Annotated in this window: 15 protein-coding genes and 1 tRNA gene; 12 read left to right on the top strand and 4 right to left on the bottom strand. The window is 60.3% G+C overall.

Annotated elements, in window-relative coordinates:
* Positions 1 to 34 precede the first annotated feature (34 nt).
* From arcD to HU755_RS16955, 12 genes are all read left to right on the top strand, one after another.
* On the top strand, positions 35 to 1,462 hold the full coding sequence (arcD, locus tag HU755_RS17010) for an arginine-ornithine antiporter (protein WP_186547187.1): 1,428 nt from the start codon (positions 35 to 37) through the stop codon (positions 1,460 to 1,462).
* 35 nt (positions 1,463 to 1,497) lie between these two features.
* The gene (arcA, locus tag HU755_RS17005; RefSeq protein ID WP_186634684.1) at positions 1,498 to 2,754 is read left to right on the top strand and encodes an arginine deiminase; all 1,257 of its coding nucleotides are present in this window, start codon (positions 1,498 to 1,500) and stop codon (positions 2,752 to 2,754) included.
* 68 nt (positions 2,755 to 2,822) lie between these two features.
* On the top strand, positions 2,823 to 3,833 hold the full coding sequence (locus tag HU755_RS17000) for an ornithine carbamoyltransferase (protein WP_186620630.1): 1,011 nt from the start codon (positions 2,823 to 2,825) through the stop codon (positions 3,831 to 3,833).
* A gap of 192 nt (positions 3,834 to 4,025) precedes the next feature.
* Entirely contained in the window at positions 4,026 to 4,955 is a 930-nt protein-coding gene (gene arcC / locus HU755_RS16995; protein ID WP_186547184.1) for a carbamate kinase, read from the top strand.
* 62 nt (positions 4,956 to 5,017) lie between these two features.
* A complete protein-coding gene (locus HU755_RS16990; RefSeq protein ID WP_186634681.1) occupies positions 5,018 to 5,380 on the top strand; it encodes a DUF5064 family protein in 363 nt (120 codons plus the stop codon).
* 210 nt (positions 5,381 to 5,590) lie between these two features.
* A complete protein-coding gene (locus HU755_RS16985; RefSeq protein ID WP_186634678.1) occupies positions 5,591 to 7,099 on the top strand; it encodes a sigma-54-dependent transcriptional regulator in 1,509 nt (502 codons plus the stop codon).
* 449 nt (positions 7,100 to 7,548) lie between these two features.
* Entirely contained in the window at positions 7,549 to 7,932 is a 384-nt protein-coding gene (gcvH, locus tag HU755_RS16980; protein ID WP_186634674.1) for a glycine cleavage system protein GcvH, read from the top strand.
* Positions 7,933 to 7,944: 12 nt separating this feature from the next.
* Positions 7,945 to 10,797 carry an aminomethyl-transferring glycine dehydrogenase gene (gcvP, locus tag HU755_RS16975; RefSeq protein WP_186634670.1) on the top strand — a complete coding sequence of 951 codons (2,853 nt, stop codon included), beginning with the start codon at positions 7,945 to 7,947 and terminating at the stop codon, positions 10,795 to 10,797.
* A 204-nt stretch (positions 10,798 to 11,001) separates the two neighbouring features.
* Positions 11,002 to 12,378, top strand: coding sequence for an L-serine ammonia-lyase (locus tag HU755_RS16970; protein ID WP_186634667.1), 1,377 nt, complete (start codon positions 11,002 to 11,004; stop codon positions 12,376 to 12,378).
* A 41-nt stretch (positions 12,379 to 12,419) separates the two neighbouring features.
* Complete coding sequence (gcvT, locus tag HU755_RS16965) at positions 12,420 to 13,544, top strand: glycine cleavage system aminomethyltransferase GcvT (RefSeq protein WP_186634664.1); 1,125 nt, start codon at positions 12,420 to 12,422, stop codon at positions 13,542 to 13,544.
* A 404-nt stretch (positions 13,545 to 13,948) separates the two neighbouring features.
* Positions 13,949 to 14,161 (top strand): cold-shock protein, encoded by a 213-nt coding sequence (locus tag HU755_RS16960; protein WP_003175786.1) that lies wholly within the window; start codon positions 13,949 to 13,951, stop codon positions 14,159 to 14,161.
* A 96-nt stretch (positions 14,162 to 14,257) separates the two neighbouring features.
* Complete coding sequence (locus tag HU755_RS16955) at positions 14,258 to 14,746, top strand: RDD family protein (RefSeq protein WP_186634661.1); 489 nt, start codon at positions 14,258 to 14,260, stop codon at positions 14,744 to 14,746.
* 138 nt (positions 14,747 to 14,884) lie between these two features.
* On the opposite strand, the gene nadA is transcribed toward HU755_RS16955, so the two are convergent.
* The 4 genes from nadA to queE all read right to left on the bottom strand — a co-directional run bounded on the left by nadA (position 14,885) and on the right by queE (position 17,694).
* The gene (nadA, locus tag HU755_RS16950; protein WP_186550570.1) at positions 14,885 to 15,943 is read right to left on the bottom strand and encodes a quinolinate synthase NadA; all 1,059 of its coding nucleotides are present in this window, start codon (positions 15,941 to 15,943) and stop codon (positions 14,885 to 14,887) included.
* A gap of 271 nt (positions 15,944 to 16,214) precedes the next feature.
* Positions 16,215 to 16,290, bottom strand: a tRNA-Lys gene (locus HU755_RS16945).
* Between the two features lie 62 nt (positions 16,291 to 16,352).
* On the bottom strand, positions 16,353 to 17,045 hold the full coding sequence (queC, locus tag HU755_RS16940; protein ID WP_186634658.1) for a 7-cyano-7-deazaguanine synthase QueC: 693 nt from the start codon (positions 17,043 to 17,045) through the stop codon (positions 16,353 to 16,355).
* Between the two features lies 1 nt (position 17,046).
* Entirely contained in the window at positions 17,047 to 17,694 is a 648-nt protein-coding gene (gene queE, locus HU755_RS16935; RefSeq protein WP_186634655.1) for a 7-carboxy-7-deazaguanine synthase QueE, read from the bottom strand.
* Between the last annotated feature and the right edge of the window lie 41 nt (positions 17,695 to 17,735).

Here is a 17,735-nt window from a genome sequence, read left to right as displayed (position 1 = left end):
GTGAGCTCTCCTTTCCTGCAATGGAGTCATGCAAATGTCTGAAGCGCCCGGAAAACTAAGACTCGGTGCACTAGTCGCACTGGTAGTCGGCTCAATGATCGGCGGCGGGATATTCTCTTTGCCACAAAACATGGCCGCCAGCGCCGACGTCGGTGCCGTACTGATCGGCTGGGCCATTACCGCTGTCGGCATGCTCACCCTCGCTTTTGTCTTTCAGACCCTCGCCAATCGCAAGCCTGACCTGGACGGCGGTGTCTACGCCTACGCCAAGGCCGGTTTCGGCGATTACATGGGTTTCTCGTCCGCCTGGGGTTACTGGATCAGTGCCTGGCTGGGCAACGTCGGCTACTTCGTTTTGCTGTTCAGCACCCTCGGCTATTTCTTCCCGATATTTGGTGAAGGCAACACGCCGGCGGCGGTGATCGGCGCATCGGTGCTGTTGTGGGGCGTGCACTTTCTGGTGCTGCGCGGGATCAAGGAAGCGGCGTTCATCAACCTGGTGACCACCGTCGCCAAGGTCGTACCGCTGCTGCTGTTCGTGTTGATCGCCGTCTTCGCGTTCAAACTGGACATCTTCACCGCCGACATCTGGGGCGTGAAAAACCCCGATCTGGGCAGCGTGATGAACCAGGTGCGCAACATGATGCTGGTCACCGTGTGGGTGTTCATCGGTATCGAGGGCGCGAGCATTTTCTCGGCCCGCGCCGAAAAACGCTCGGACGTCGGCAAGGCCACCGTGATCGGCTTCATCACCGTGCTGCTGTTTCTGGTGCTGGTCAACGTGCTGTCGCTGGGCATCATGACCCAACCGGAACTGGCGAAACTGCAGAACCCGTCGATGGCCGCGGTGCTTGAACACGTGGTCGGTCACTGGGGCGCGGTGCTGATCAGCGTCGGTCTGATCATATCCTTGCTGGGGGCGCTGCTGTCGTGGGTGTTGCTGTGCGCGGAGATCATGTTCGCCGCTGCCAAGGACCACACCATGCCGGAGTTTCTGCGCAAGGAAAACGCCAACCACGTGCCGGTCAACGCCCTGTGGCTGACCAACGCGATGGTGCAGATTTTCCTCATCATCACGCTGTTCTCGGCCAGCACCTACCTGTCGCTGATCTACCTCGCCACCTCGATGATTCTGGTGCCTTACCTGTGGTCGGCGGCGTATGCCCTGCTGCTCGCGGTACGGGGCGAGAGCTACGCAGGTTTCGCCGCAGAACGGCGCAAGGATCTGATCATCGGCGGTATCGCCCTGATCTATGCGGTGTGGTTGTTGTACGCCGGCGGGGTCAAGTACCTGCTGCTGTCGGCCCTGCTCTATGCGCCCGGCGCGATCCTGTTCGCCAAGGCCAAGCTGGAACTCAAGCAACCGATATTCACCAACGTCGAGAAGCTGATTTTCGCCGCGGTGGTCATAGGCGCCGTGGTGGCGGCCTACGGCCTCTACGATGGCTTCCTGACGCTGTAACCCCTGATTGATTTGTCATCTGGAGGAACACGGAAATGACCACGGAAAAAGTGAAGTACGGCGTCCACTCCGAAGCCGGGAAACTGCGTAAAGTCATGGTTTGCTCCCCAGGTCTGGCCCATCAGCGGCTGACCCCGAACAACTGCGATGAGCTGCTGTTCGACGACGTGCTGTGGGTCGCCCAGGCCAAGCGCGACCACTTCGACTTCGTCACCAAAATGCGCGAGCGCGGCATCGACGTGCTGGAAATGCACAACCTGCTGACCGACATCGTCGCCATCCCCGAAGCACTGGACTGGATCCTTGAACGCAAGGTTACCGCCGACTCGGTGGGCCTGGGCCTGATCAATGAAGTGAAATCCTGGCTGCAAAGCCTGGAGCCACGGCACATTGCCGAATTCCTGATTGGTGGGGTTTCCGCCGATGACCTGCCGGACAGCTTCGGTGGCAAGACCATCCAGATGTTCCGCGACTTCCTCGGCCACTCCAGCTTCATATTGCCGCCGCTGCCCAACACCCAGTTCACCCGCGACACCACCTGCTGGATCTACGGTGGCGTGACGCTGAACCCGATGTACTGGCCGGCGCGTCGTCAGGAGACCTTGCTGACCACCGCGATCTACAAATTCCATCCGCAATTCACCAACGCCGATTTCGAAATCTGGTACGGCGATCCGGACAAGGATCACGGCAGCTCGACCCTCGAAGGCGGCGACGTCATGCCGATCGGCAACGGCGTGGTGTTGATCGGCATGGGCGAACGTTCGTCGCGTCAGGCCATCGGCCAATTGGCGCTGAACCTGTTCAAAAACAAGGCCGTGGAAAAAGTCATCGTCGCCGGCCTGCCGAAATCCCGCGCGGCGATGCACCTGGACACCGTGTTCAGTTTCTGCGACCGCGACCTGGTGACGATCTTCCCCGAAGTGGTCAACCAGATTGTCGCCTTCACCCTGCGCCCTGACGAAAGCAAACAGGGCGGCATCGACATCCGCCGTGAAGAAGGCAGCTTCCTCGACACCGTCGCCGCGGCGCTCAACCTGCCCAGGCTGCGCGTGGTGGAAACCGGCGGCAACAGCTTCGCTGCCGAACGCGAGCAATGGGACGACGGCAACAACGTGGTGGCGGTGGAACCCGGCGTGGTCATCGGCTACGACCGCAACACCTACACCAACACCCTGCTGCGCAAGGCCGGCGTGGAAGTCATCACCATCAGCGCCGGCGAACTCGGCCGCGGCCGCGGCGGCGGCCACTGCATGACCTGCCCGATCATCCGCGACCCGATTGATTACTAACCTCTGAGCCCTGGCCGGCACTTACCCAGTGCGGCCAGGGGGATAACCGACACCGAAGGAGATCCATCATGGCTTTTAACATTCACAACCGTAACCTGCTCAGCCTGGAACACCACACCCCACGTGAGCTGCGTTACCTGCTTGACCTGTCCCGCGATCTGAAACGCGCGAAATACACCGGCACCGAGCAACAGCATTTGAAGGGCAACAATATCGCCCTGATCTTCGAAAAAACCTCGACCCGCACCCGTTGTGCATTCGAAGTAGCGGCCTACGATCAAGGCGCCAACGTTACCTACATCGACCCGAATTCCTCGCAGATCGGCCACAAGGAAAGCATGAAGGACACCGCTCGCGTGCTCGGTCGCATGTACGACGCGATCGAATACCGTGGCTTCAAACAGGAGATCGTCGAGGAGCTGGCCAAATTCGCCGGGGTGCCGGTGTTCAATGGCCTGACCGATGAATATCACCCGACGCAAATGATCGCCGACGTGCTGACCATGCGTGAACACGCCGACAAGCCGATCCATGAGATCAGCTACGCCTACCTCGGCGATGCGCGCAACAACATGGGCAACTCACTGCTGCTGATTGGCGCCAAACTGGGCATGGACGTGCGCATCTGCGCGCCGAAAGCGCTGTGGCCGCTGGACGATCTGGTGGAACGTTGCCACAAGTACGCCGAAGAAAGCGGCGCGCGCATCACCTTGACCGAAGACCCGAAAGCGGCGGTCAAGGGCGTCGATTTCATTCACACCGACGTCTGGGTATCGATGGGCGAGCCGGTGGAAGCCTGGGCCGAGCGCATCCAGCAACTGCTGCCGTATCAGGTCAACGCCGAGCTGATGAAAGCCACCGGCAACCCGCGCACCAAGTTCATGCACTGCCTGCCGGCGTTTCACAACAGCGACACCAAGGTCGGCAAACAGATCGCCGAGCAATATCCGCACCTGAAAAACGGCATCGAAGTGACCGACGACGTGTTCGAGTCGCCGGCCTGCATCGCCTTCGAGCAAGCGGAAAACCGCATGCACACGATCAAGGCGATTCTGGTCTCGACCCTGGCTGATCTGTAACGCCATTGCGCTTCCACTGAAGGAACAGGACCAAAATGTGGGAGCGGGCTTGCTCGCGAAAGCGGTACATCATTCAGCAGTGATGTCGACTGATCCACCGCCTTCGGGAGCAAGCCCCCTCCCACAAAGTCTGCTGTTCCGACAGGGAGATCGCGTCGTTTGCCATTCCTCTGCCTCAGAAGGACATGCACCATGCGTATCGTCGTAGCCCTGGGCGGTAACGCCCTGCTCCGCCGTGGTGAGCCGATGACCGCTGACAACCAGCGCGCCAACATCCGCATCGCCACCGAGCAAATCGCCAAGATCCATCCCGGCAACCAACTGGTCATCGCCCACGGCAATGGCCCGCAAGTCGGCCTGCTGTCGCTGCAAGCGGCGGCCTATACCTCCGTCAGCCCTTACCCGCTGGACGTGCTCGGCGCCGAAACCGAAGGCATGATCGGCTACATCATCGAGCAGGAACTGGGCAACCTGCTCGACTTCGAAGTGCCATTCGCCACTTTGCTCACCCAGGTTGAAGTCGACGCCAACGACCCGGCCTTCAAGAACCCGACCAAGCCGATCGGCCCGGTCTACGACAAGGCCGAAGCGGAAAAACTGGCGGCAGAGAAAGGTTGGGCGATTGCCCCGGACGGTGACAAGTTCCGCCGTGTAGTCGCCAGCCCACGGCCAAAACGCATCTTTGAAATCCGCCCGATCAAGTGGCTGCTGGACAAAGGCAGCATCGTTATCTGCGCCGGTGGCGGCGGTATCCCGACGATGTATGACGAGAACCGCAACCTCAAAGGCATCGAGGCGGTGATCGACAAGGACCTGTGCTCCTCGCTGCTCGCCGAGCAACTGGAAGCCGACTTGCTGGTGATCGCCACCGACGTCAACGCCGCGTTCATCGACTACGGCAAGCCAACCCAAAAAGCCATTGCCGAAGCCCACCCGGACGAACTCGAACGTCTCGGCTTCGCCGCCGGGTCCATGGGACCGAAGGTGCAGGCAGCCTGCGAATTCGCCCGCCATACTGGCAAGGTCGCGGTGATCGGTTCGCTGGCCGATATCGAAGCCATCGTGCAGGGCACCGCCGGTACGCGGGTCAGCACGGCGAAACCGGGTATCAGCTACCGATAACAATAATGACCGGGGCAGGCTGAAGGCCTGCCTCTCTCACATGCCTTGAAAGGAGTACCTCAATGGCCCAATTTGAACCTGGTCATTTGCACATCGAGCGGCACGCGTTGACGGACGATGACGTCAATTACAACGTGCACCTGGACTATGAAGTGTTCACCGATCCGCAGAAAGGCAAAGGGATTCAGTTCACCCTGCACGGCAGCATGCAGGGCAAGGACATGAAGGAGACGTTTTTCCTGCCCAAGGAAGAGGCCTACAACTTCGCCCGCGACGTGACGAGGATTGCCGAGAAATACGGGATTCCGAAGGCCCACAGCCAGATCGGCTCGGTGCACAAGCACTACGATCTGATGTTCGAGGATATTCGGCAGAAGTTGAATATGCACTCGGGGGATCCGGTCAATCCCGAGCATTTCGAATAACCACGAATTAACCACGTTCCCCTGTGGGAGCGGGCTTGCTCGCGAAGGCGGTGTATCAATAACGAAGATATCGACTGACACACCGCCTTCGCGAGCAAGCCCGCTCCCACAGGGGCCTTATGTTGTGACGAAAGTCCTCGCAGGTTTCACCATTAGCCCGCCCCAAGGCATACTTGCCTCCCTCCGCTCTGCAGAACACTGAACCGCCCCATGCGTATCCACGTCAGCTTCATCGACCGCGTCGGCATCACCCAGGAAGTCCTGGCTATTCTCGGTGGGCGCAATCTCAATCTGGATGCGGTGGAGATGATCCCGCCGAACGTCTACATCGACGCGCCGACCCTGAGCCCGCAAGTGCTCGAAGAACTCAAGGATGCGCTGTTTCGGGTTCTCGGCGTTGAAGCGGTGACCGTGGTCGATATCCTACCGGGCCAGCGTCGGCACTTGCAGCTCGACGCCTTGCTGGCGGCGATGACCGACCCGGTGCTGGCCCTCGACAGCGCCGGCAAAGTGCTGCTGGCCAACCCGGCGTTGATTGCGTTATACGGCCGCGAACCCGCCGGAGAAAGTGTCTCGGCGCTGTTCAACGAACCCGGCCTGCTCGACACCCTGCTCGAAAACGGCTTCCGCCTGCCGCTCCGTGAGATCACCGTCAACGGCCAGACCCTTTTGCTCGACGCCACGCCGATCACTGACGCCGGCGCCCTGCTGACCCTGTATCAACCAAACCGCATCGGCGAACAACTCTCGGCGCTGCACCACGACCATGCCGAAGGCTTCGACGCGCTGCTTGGCGAATCCCCGGCGATCCGTACCCTCAAGGCCCGCGCCCAACGGGTCGCGGCCCTCGATGCGCCGTTGTTGATTCAGGGCGAAACCGGCACCGGCAAGGAGTTGGTTGCCCGCGCCTGCCACGCGATCAGCGCCCGCCACAGTGCGCCATTTCTCGCCCTCAACTGCGCGGCGCTGCCGGAGAATCTGGCCGAGAGCGAACTGTTCGGCTACGCCCCCGGCGCTTTCACCGGCGCGGCGCGCGGCGGCAAGCCAGGTCTGATGGAACTGGCCAACCAGGGTACGGTGTTTCTCGATGAGATCGGCGAGATGTCGCCGTACTTGCAGGCCAAACTGCTGCGCTTCTTGAACGACGGCAGCTTCCGCCGCGTGGGGGGTGATCGCGAGGTGAAGGTCAATGTGCGGATCCTCAGCGCGACCCACCGCGACCTGGAAAAAATGGTCAGCGAAGGCTTGTTTCGCGAAGACCTGTTCTACCGCCTCAACGTGCTCAATGTCGAAGTCCCGCCGCTGCGCGAACGCGGCCAGGACATTCTGTTGCTGGCGCGCTACTTCATGCAGCAGGCCTGTGCGCAAATTCAGCGCCCGGTCTGCCGCCTCGCACCGGGGACTTACCCGGCCCTGCTCGGCAACCGCTGGCCGGGTAATGTGCGGCAACTGCAAAACGTGATCTTCCGTGCGGCGGCGATTTGCGAAAGCAGTCTGGTGGATATCGGCGACCTCGACATCGCCGGCACCTCCGTCGCACGCCAGACCGACAGCGATGTCGACAGCCTCGAACAGGCCGTCGAATCGTTCGAAAGAGAGCTGCTGGAAAAACTCTACGTCAGCTATCCCTCGACCCGCCAGTTGGCGAGCCGTCTGCAAACCTCGCATACCGCCATCGCCCATCGCCTGCGCAAATACGGCATTCCCAATAAACCCTGACTCCCCCCACATCCCTATTGCAGGAAATTCCCCATGTGGGAGCGAGCCTGCTCGCGAAAGCGGTCTATTAGCAAAATAGCTGGCGCCTGACACACCGTCTTCGCGAGCAGGCTCGCTCCCACAAGGTTTTTTGGTGTATTCGAAATCCGTTCAAAAGCGACCTCCATCTGTACTGAAAGCGCTACAGCGGAACGATATCGATACACCTTCCTCTGATCACCGCTGTGCAAGGCGTTGATCCCGTTCAGCTTTTTTCTTCGCACCGAGCTGTAGCGATTTCGCTACACCGCTCAATCTATCGATGTTCAGCAGAATCGTTAACTCGTTGATTAACAGAGAAAAATTAACCTTGGCCGCGTTCTTGCTAATCAATCCTCATAAATAAGGGCCTTCGCGCCCACGCTTTCCACCGCGTCCACCAGACGAGTCTGGCCCCTGAGGAGTTTCCAATGAGCGAGTTGCGTTTTACTGAAGATCACGAATGGCTGCGCACCGAAGCCGACGGCAGCGTTACTGTCGGCATTACCGCGTTTGCGCAGAACGCCCTGGGCGACGTGGTGTTCGTGCAACTGCCTGAATTGCAGCCCTACGAAAAAGGCGCTGAAGCCGCCACCGTGGAATCGGTCAAAGCCGCCAGCGGCGTATACATGCCCCTCGACGGTGACGTGCTGGAAGTCAATCCGGCGCTGCAAGACGCCCCGGAACTGGTCAACGAAGATCCGCTGGGCGAAGGCTGGTTCTTCCGCTTCCAGCCAAGCGACGCTTCGGCAGTCACTAAACTGCTCGATCAGGACGCGTATGACCGTCTGATCAAAGCCCAAGCCGAAGCCTGAGGAGTAAACGCCATGACCCAAGTCAACCTCGGCACCGCCAACGAATTCATCGCCCGCCACATCGGCCCGCGCGCCGATGACGAGCAAGCCATGCTCAACAGCCTCGGCTTCGACTCGCTCGAAGCACTGAGCGCCAATGTCATCCCGAAAAGCATCAAGGGCACCAGCGTGCTCGGCATGGACGAGGGCCTCAGCGAAGCCGACGCCCTGGCGATGATCAAAGCCATCGCCGGCAAAAACCAGCTGTTCAAAACCTACATCGGCCAGGGCTACTACAACTGTCACACGCCATCGCCGATCCTGCGCAACCTCTTGGAAAACCCGGCCTGGTACACCGCGTACACGCCGTACCAGCCAGAAATTTCCCAGGGCCGTCTCGAAGCGCTGTTGAATTTCCAGACCCTGATCAGCGACCTCACCGGCCTGCCGATCGCCAACGCATCCTTGCTCGACGAAGCCACCGCCGCTGCCGAGGCCATGACCTTCTGCAAACGCCTGAGCAAGAACAAGGGCAGCCACCAGTTCTTCGCCTCGATCCACAGCCACCCGCAAACGCTCGACGTGCTGCGCACCCGTGCCGAGCCGCTGGGCATTGACGTGGTCGTGGGCGATGAGCGCGAACTGACTGACGTCACACCATTCTTCGGCGCGCTGCTGCAATACCCGGCGAGCAACGGCGACCTGTTTGATTACCGCGAACTGACCGAACGCTTCCACGCCGCCAACGCTTTGGTGGCCGTGGCCGCTGACCTGCTGGCCCTGACCCTGCTCACCGCACCGGGCGAGTTCGGCGCTGACGTGGCCATCGGTTCGGCGCAGCGCTTTGGCGTGCCGCTGGGCTTCGGTGGTCCGCACGCGGCTTACTTTTCGACTAAAGATGCGTTCAAGCGCGACATGCCGGGCCGTCTGGTTGGTGTCTCGGTTGATCGGTTCGGCAAACCGGCGCTGCGTCTGGCGATGCAGACCCGTGAGCAACACATCCGCCGCGAGAAGGCCACGTCGAACATCTGCACAGCGCAAGTGCTGCTGGCCAACATCGCCAGCATGTACGCCGTCTACCACGGCCCGAAAGGCCTGACGCAGATCGCCAACCGTGTGCATCACCTGACCGCGATCCTGGCCAAGGGCCTGACCGCGCTGGGCGCCAAAGTCGAACAAGCCAACTTCTTCGACACGCTGACCGTGGCCACCGGCGCACACACTGCTGCGCTGCACGACAAGGCCCATGCCGCACAGATCAACCTGCGCGTGATTGACGCTGAACGGCTGGGCCTGTCGGTCGACGAAACCACCACTCAGGCTGACATCGAAGCCCTGTGGAGCCTGTTCGCCGACGGCAAGACCCTGCCGGATTTCGCCGCCCTCGCAGCCATAGTAGAAAGCACCATCCCGGCCTCGCTGGTACGCCAGTCGCCGATCCTCAGTCATCCGGTGTTCAACCGTTATCACTCGGAAACCGAGCTGATGCGCTACCTGCGCAAGCTGGCGGACAAGGACCTGGCGCTGGACCGCACCATGATCCCGCTGGGCTCGTGCACCATGAAGCTCAACGCCGCCAGCGAAATGATCCCGGTGACCTGGGCCGAATTCGGTGCCCTGCACCCGTTCGCTCCGGCCGCACAAAGCGCCGGCTATCAGCAACTGACCGATGAACTGGAAGCGATGCTCTGCGCCGCCACCGGTTACGACTCGATCTCGCTGCAACCGAACGCCGGTTCGCAAGGTGAATACGCTGGCCTGCTGGCGATCCGTGCTTATCACCAGAGCCGTGGCGACGAGCGCCGTGACATCTGCCTGATTCCGTCGTCGGCCCACGGTACCAACCCGGCCACGGCACAAATGGCCGGCATGCGCGTGGTCGTCACTGCATGCGATGCGCGCGGCAACGTCGACATCGAAGACCTGCGTGCCAAAGCCATCGAGCACCGCGAACACCTCGCCGCGCTGATGATCACCTACCCGTCGACCCACGGCGTGTTCGAAGAAGGCATCCGCGAAATCTGCGCGATCATTCACGACAACGGCGGCCAGGTGTACATCGACGGCGCCAACATGAACGCGATGGTCGGCCTCTGCGCACCGGGCAAATTCGGCGGCGACGTATCGCACCTGAACCTGCACAAGACCTTCTGCATTCCGCACGGCGGTGGCGGCCCGGGCGTCGGCCCGATTGGCGTCAAGTCGCACCTGACCCCGTTCCTGCCCGGCCATGGCCAGATGGAGCGCAAGGAAGGTGCAGTCTGCGCGGCGCCGTTCGGCAGCGCGAGCATTCTGCCGATCACCTGGATGTACATCCGCATGATGGGCGGCGCCGGCCTCAAGCGCGCTTCGCAACTGGCGATCCTCAACGCCAACTACATCGCCCGTCGCCTCGAAGAACATTACCCGGTGCTCTATTCGGGCAGCAATGGTCTGGTGGCGCACGAGTGCATTCTCGATCTGCGTCCGTTGAAAGACAGCAGCGGTATCAGCGTCGATGACGTCGCCAAGCGCCTGATCGACTTCGGCTTCCACGCCCCGACCATGTCGTTCCCGGTGGCCGGCACGTTGATGATCGAGCCGACCGAAAGCGAATCCAAAGAAGAACTGGACCGCTTCTGCGACGCCATGATCCGCATCCGCGAAGAAATCCGCGCAGTGGAAAACGGCACGCTGGACAAAAACGACAACCCACTGAAAAACGCCCCGCACACCGCAGCAGAGCTGGTTGGCGAGTGGCCTCACCCGTACAGCCGCGAGCAAGCCGTGTACCCGGTGGCCTCGTTGATCGAAGGCAAATACTGGCCGCCGGTCGGTCGCGTCGACAACGTGTTCGGCGACCGCAACCTGGTGTGCGCCTGCCCGTCGATCGAAAGCTACGCTTAATGGAATGCGGGGCCGGATAACGGCCCCGATTTCAGCAACACCCTAGATCCCCCTGTGGGAGCGAGCCTGCTCGCGAATGCGTCAGGTCAGACAGCAAAAATGATGACTGACACACCGCATTCGCGAGCAAGCCCGCTCCCACAGGGAAATGCAGCAAGCCTGATATTCCGCCAATTCCCATAACAAGAAACCGGAGAACCACTCATGTCGTTAAGCGTGTTCGACCTGTTCAAGATTGGCATCGGTCCCTCCAGTTCCCACACCGTCGGCCCGATGCGCGCGGCTGCGCGTTTCGTCGAAGGTTTGCGCCGGGAAACCCTGCTGACCACCACCGCCAGCGTGCGGGTCGAGCTGTACGGTTCACTCGGCGCCACCGGCAAGGGGCACGGCAGCGACAAAGCCGTGTTGCTCGGTCTTGAAGGCGAGCACCCGGACACCGTCGACACCGAAACCGTCGCCGCGCGGCTGCAGGAAATACGCGGCAACGGTCGGTTGAATCTGCTCGGCGAACACAGCATTGCGTTCAATGAGAAAGAACATCTGGCGATGATTCGCAAACCACTGGCCTACCACCCCAACGGCATGATCTTCCGCGCCTTCGATGCGGCGGGCATTCAAATCCGCAGCCGCGAGTACTACTCGGTTGGCGGTGGTTTTGTCGTCGATGAAGACGCCGCCGGTGCCGACCGCATCGTCGAAGACGCCACGCCGCTGACCTTCCCGTTCAAAAGCGCCAAGGACTTGCTCGGCCATTGCAGCACTTACGGTCTGTCGATCAGTCAGGTGATGCTGACCAACGAAAGTGCCTGGCGTCCGGAAGCGGAAACCCGCGCCGGCCTGCTGAAAATCTGGCAGGTGATGCAGGATTGCGTCGCCGCCGGTTGCCGTAACGAAGGCATTCTGCCCGGCGGCTTGAAGGTCAAACGCCGTGCGGCGGCGCTGCATCGGCAATTGTGCAAGAACCCGGAATCGGCCTTGCGCGATCCGCTGTCGGTGCTCGATTGGGTCAATCTTTACGCACTCGCCGTCAACGAAGAAAACGCCAACGGCGGGCGCGTGGTTACGGCGCCAACCAACGGCGCGGCCGGGATCATTCCAGCGGTGCTGCATTACTACATGCGGTTTATCCCCGGCGCGAATGACGACGGCGTCGTGCGCTTTTTGCTGACCGCCGCCGCCATCGGCATTCTCTACAAGGAAAACGCCTCGATCTCCGGTGCCGAAGTCGGTTGTCAGGGCGAGGTCGGCGTCGCCTGTTCAATGGCGGCCGGCGCCTTGTGCGAAGTGCTCGGTGGCAGTGTGCAGCAGGTCGAGAACGCCGCGGAAATCGGCATGGAACACAACCTCGGCCTGACCTGCGACCCGATTGGCGGCCTGGTGCAGGTGCCGTGCATCGAGCGCAATGCGATGGGCTCGGTGAAAGCCATCAATGCGGTGCGCATGGCCATGCGCGGCGACGGCCAGCATTTCGTCTCCCTCGACAAGGTCATCCGCACCATGCGCCAGACCGGCGCCGACATGAAGAGCAAATACAAGGAAACCGCCCGCGGCGGTCTGGCGGTCAACATTATCGAATGCTGATGCTCGCGCATCGGCGGCTGCACATTTTTCAGGAGTTGAAGATGTCTACCGAATCACTGTCGAAAACCCCGCTCCATGCCCTGCACCTCGAACTGGGCGCGCGCATGGTGCCGTTCGCCGGCTATGACATGCCCGTGCAATACCCGCTCGGGGTGATGAAAGAACACCAGCACACCCGCGAACAGGCCGGGCTGTTTGACGTCTCGCACATGGGGCAGATCCGCCTGACCGGTGCCAACGCCGCCAAAGCCCTGGAAACCCTGGTCCCGGTGGACATCATCGATCTGCCGGTGGGCATGCAGCGTTACGCGATGTTCACCAACGAAACCGGCGGCATCCTCGACGACCTGATGGTCGCCAACCTCGGTAACGACGAGTTGTTTCTGGTAGTCAACGCCGCGTGCAAGGACCAGGACCTGGCGCATCTGCAACAACACATTGGCGCTCAGTGCACCATTAAGGCGCTGTTCGAAGAGCGCGCCTTGCTCGCCCTGCAGGGTCCGGCGGCGGTTACCGTCCTCGCCCGCCTGGCACCCGACGTGGCGAAAATGACGTTCATGCAGTTCAACCGTGTTTCGTTGCTGGGCGTGGATTGCTTTGTCAGCCGTTCGGGCTACACCGGTGAAGACGGTTTTGAAATCTCGGTGCCGGCCGCCGAGGCGGAAAAACTCGCCCGCGCCCTGCTCGCCGAACCCGAAGTCCAGGCCATCGGCCTCGGCGCGCGCGATTCGCTGCGTCTGGAAGCCGGCCTGTGTCTGTACGGCCACGACATGAACACCGACACCACGCCAATCGAAGCCAGCCTGCTGTGGGCAATCTCCAAGGCACGCCGCACCGATGGCCCGCGGGCCGGCGGTTTCCCGGGCGCAGCGCAGATCTTTGCCCAGCAACAGAACGGCGTCGCGCGCAAACGCGTCGGCCTGCTGCCGCAGGAACGTACGCCGGTGCGTGAAGGCGCAGAGATCGTCAACGAGGCCGGCGAAACCATCGGCAGCGTGTGCAGCGGCGGTTTCGGTCCGACCTTGGGCGGCCCTTTGGCGATGGGGTACCTCGACAGCGCCTACGTTGCTCTCGACACGCCCGTTTGGGCCATCGTTCGTGGGAAAAAGGTGCAAATGCTTGTAAGCAAAATGCCATTTGTTCCGCAACGCTACTATCGTGGCTGATTGACTGTTTCTATAAGTAACGCGATTGCGTTATGCATGCACTAATGTGTAACGCAATCGCCATAAAACAGTGCGTTTTTTAACAATCGAATCGAATATGAACGTTGCTTATAACGATTGAAAAAAGTAGAACCGAACAATCGTCTAAGGCCACACTAGTGGACTGACTAATTCCCGCCAAGCGCAATAAAACCGGGCCCCTCACAGGGGGTTGTTTTTTCTCCCGTAGTTGGCGTAGAGTTTATCCACTGTGTTTGCATGGGTCAGCTTTGAATCGTGACCTGGGCAGTAGCCTACAAGTTAGCTACATCCCGCTCGACGTCTTCTTACTCCTTGCAACCAGCTCCAGTACTCTTTCATGAGAAAGAGGCTGTCATCAATTTTTGCGTCAAAGGAAATAAGAAATGTCCCAACGTCAGAGCGGTACCGTCAAGTGGTTTAACGACGAGAAAGGTTTTGGTTTTATCACGCCTGAAAGCGGTCCGGATCTGTTCGTGCACTTCCGCGCCATTCAGGGCAACGGCTTCAAAAGCCTGAAAGAAGGCCAGAAAGTGACTTTCGTCGCTGTGCAAGGCCAGAAAGGCATGCAGGCTGACGAAGTACAAGCAGAAGCCTGATCTCAGTAACGAAAAAGCCCCTGATATTGATATCAGGGGCTTTTTTATGCGCGGGAATCCGTAAAATGGCGCTTCATTTTGCGTCCAGAGGCTGCCATGTCGAAAAACCAGCTCACTCCACAGGGCGACTTTCCTGCCGTTGGCCTTGGCCGTCGACTGGCGGCGGTGTTCTATGACTTCCTGCTGTGCACCGCCCTGCTGATCGTCACCGGATTCGTTTACAAGCTGATCCAGGCCGCGATCATCGGCGAAGAGCGCCTGCGGGCGATGACCGATGCCGGGCAGCTTGATGGTGATCCGCTGTACTCGACGGTGCTGCTGTTGGTGCTGTTCGGCTTCTTCGCCAAGTTCTGGACCCATGGCGGGCAGACGCTGGGCATGCAGGTCTGGGGCATTCGCGTGCAGAACACTGATGGCACGGCGATCAGCCTGTGGCAGGCGCTGCTGCGGTTTATGGTCTCGATCGCTTCATGGCTGTGCGTTGGGCTTGGGTTCTTCTGGTCGCTGTATGACAAGCAGAAGCGCACGTGGCATGACATCTATTCGGATACACGCTTGGTGCGAATCCCGAAAAAGAGCAGATAACCGCCTGACACTGAAAAGCAAATGTGGGAGCGGGCTTGCTCGCGAAGGCGGTGTGTCAGCCGACATTAATGTTTGCTGATACACCGTCTTAGCGAGCAAGCCCGCTCCCACATTTTGATTTGTGTTGGCTGGAAGACCTTAAGCGTTGCCAGCCAATTTCATCCGCGCCGCCTGGGTGAAGTCGAGCATGCGCTTCAACGGCCGGATCGCCTGGGGAATCAGCGCCGGATCGACAAAGATCTCGTTGCTACCTTCCTGCAAGCACTTGAGCGTGCGCTCAAGGGTGTTCATGGCCATCCACGGGCAATGTGCACAACTGCGGCACGCCGCGCCGTTACCGGCAGTAGGTGCCTCGATGAAGACCTTGTCCGGGCACAGCTGCTGCATCTTGTAGAAGATGCCACGGTCGGTCGCCACGATGAAGGTCTTGTTCGGCAGGGTTTGCGCAGCAGCGATCAGTTGGCTGGTGGACCCGACGGCGTCCGCCAGTTCGATCACCGATGTCGGCGACTCCGGGTGCACCAGAATCGCGGCATCCGGATACAGCGCCTTCATGTCCTCCAATTGCTTGGACTTGAACTCTTCGTGAACGATGCAGGCACCGTCCCACAGCAGCATGTCGGCGCCGGTCTTGCGCTGAATGTAGGTGCCCAGATGTTTGTCAGGCCCCCAGATGATCGTCTCGCCGTTATCCATCAGGCTCTCGACGATTTCCAGCGCGCAGCTTGAAGTTACCACCCAGTCAGCCCGAGCCTTTACCGCGGCGGAAGTGTTGGCGTAAACCACCACCGTGCGTTCCGGGTGCTGATCGCAGAACGCCGAAAACTCGTCGACCGGGCAACCCAGGTCCAGCGAGCAGGTCGCCTCCAGCGTCGGCATCAGCACGCGTTTTTCCGGGTTGAGGATCTTTGCGGTCTCGCCCATGAATTTAACGCCGGCAACCACAACGGTCTTTGCCGGGTGGGCATTGCCGAAGCGGGCCATTTCGAGGGAGTCGGAGACACAGCCGCCGGTCTCTTCGGCCAGGGCCTGAATCACCGGATCGCAATAAAAGTGAGCCACCAGCACCGCGTCCTGAGCCTTGAGCTCGGCGGCAATGGCAGAACGGTAATAAGCCTCTTCTTCGGCCGTCAGCGGTTTGGGCTGCTTGGCATCGAGGTGGGCTTGAACCAGAAGGCGTTCGGAAATCTGCGTCATGTTCGCAAGACCTGCAGGCGCTTTCGCGCGAAAGTCGAGTATACACCCGGCTCCGGACCGCTTGAGGGTACCGCCGGGAGAGTGAGTGTCATCAGGCACGGACAGCGTTGAAGCTGCGCAAGGCTACAGAATATCCCGTTGATACAAAAGATGATTCTGATCTGTGTCAGGCCGGGTGGCGCTGAAACGAAGGGCGTCTGAAATGCAGGCAAAAAAAAACCCGGAAATCCTCACTTTCGTGGGCCTTCCGGATTTTCTAAACCGCCAAATATGGTGGGTCGTGTGGGATTCGAACCTACGACCAATTGGTTAAAAGCCAACTGCTCTACCAACTGAGCTAACGACCCGCTGTGTGGTGGCGCGTATAATACTGATTTTTAAGGAATATTCAACACCTTTTTGAAAAAAATCAAAAATAAGGGGTTGGATCGCTCACACCCGCCGCTGCAAAGCCTTCTGCACGCAAGCGGCAGCTGTCGCATTTGCCGCACGCGCGGCCGTCATTGTCGGCCTGATAGCAGGAAACGGTCAGGCCATAATCCACGCCGAGCTTTACGCCGGCCTGGACAATCTGCGCCTTGCTCAGGTTCTGCAAAGGCGCCTGAATGCGGAAGCCGTTGCCTTCCACGCCTGCCTTGGTCGCCAGATTGGCCATGCGCTCGAACGACTCGATGAACTCGGGGCGGCAATCCGGGTAGCCGGAATAATCGACCGCGTTCACGCCAATGAAGATGTCGCGAGCACCGAGGACTTCTGCCCAGCCCAGCGCCAGAGACAGGAACACCGTGTTGCGCGCCGGCACGTAGGTCACCGGAATGCCCTCGCCCAACTCTTCGGGAATGTCGATACTGGTGTCGGTCAGTGCCGAGCCACCCATGCCGTTGAGATTGAGGCCGATCACCTTGTGCTCGACCACCCCCAGATCGCGCGCCACCCGAGCGGCAGCGTGCAGTTCGGCGTGGGAGCGTTGACCGTAATCGAAGCTCATGGTGTAGCAGGCGTAGCCTTCAGCGCGGGCCATCGCTACCACGGTGGCCGAGTCGAGGCCGCCGGACAGCAGGATGACCGCGCGTTTTTCGGTGGTGTTCAGTTGTTCAGTCATGTCAGCGCCCCGGCTCGTCATTCCAAAGATATTTGTGCAACTGCAATTGCAGGCGTACTGGCAGGTTGTCCGCCACTACCCAGTCCGCCAGATCCCGTGCGTTGAGATCATGGTGACTTGGCGAGAACAGGACTTCGCCGGCACGTTGGTCGAGACCGTACTGAATCAGCTTGGAGACGGCCCAGTCATAGTCTTCCCGCGAGCAAATGACAAACTTCACCTGATCGTTGCGGGTCAGCAGTTCGATATTTTCGTAACGGTTGCGATGGGCTTCTTTGGAGCCCGGCGTCTTCAGATCGACCACACGACTGACGCGCGGATCGACCGCCGAAACGTCGAGGGCGCCACTGGTTTCCAGCGAGACCTCGTAACCGGCATCACACAACTGCTTGAGCAATGGAATGGCGTTCGGCTGTGCCAGCGGCTCACCGCCGGTGACGCAAACGTAGCGCGGACGAAACCCGGCCACTTGTTCAAGGATGTCGTCGAGGCTGCGAACGGTGCCGCCGCTGAACGCATAGGCGCTGTCGCAGTATTGGCAACGCAAAGGGCAACCGGTCAGGCGCACGAAAACCGTGGGCAGCCCGGCAGTCCGCGTTTCCCCCTGCAACGAGTAGAAAACTTCGGTGATTCTCAATGTGTCTTGCATAGTCGCCACGGGCGTAACAGCTAAACAGGCTGTCCGCCTCC

The sequence above is a fragment of the Pseudomonas sp. SWRI111 genome, from assembly GCF_014268555.1.
Classification (GTDB): domain Bacteria; phylum Pseudomonadota; class Gammaproteobacteria; order Pseudomonadales; family Pseudomonadaceae; genus Aquipseudomonas; species Aquipseudomonas hamedanensis.
Note: the sequence above shows the minus strand (reverse complement) of the source record. Positions and strands in the feature narration are given on the sequence as shown.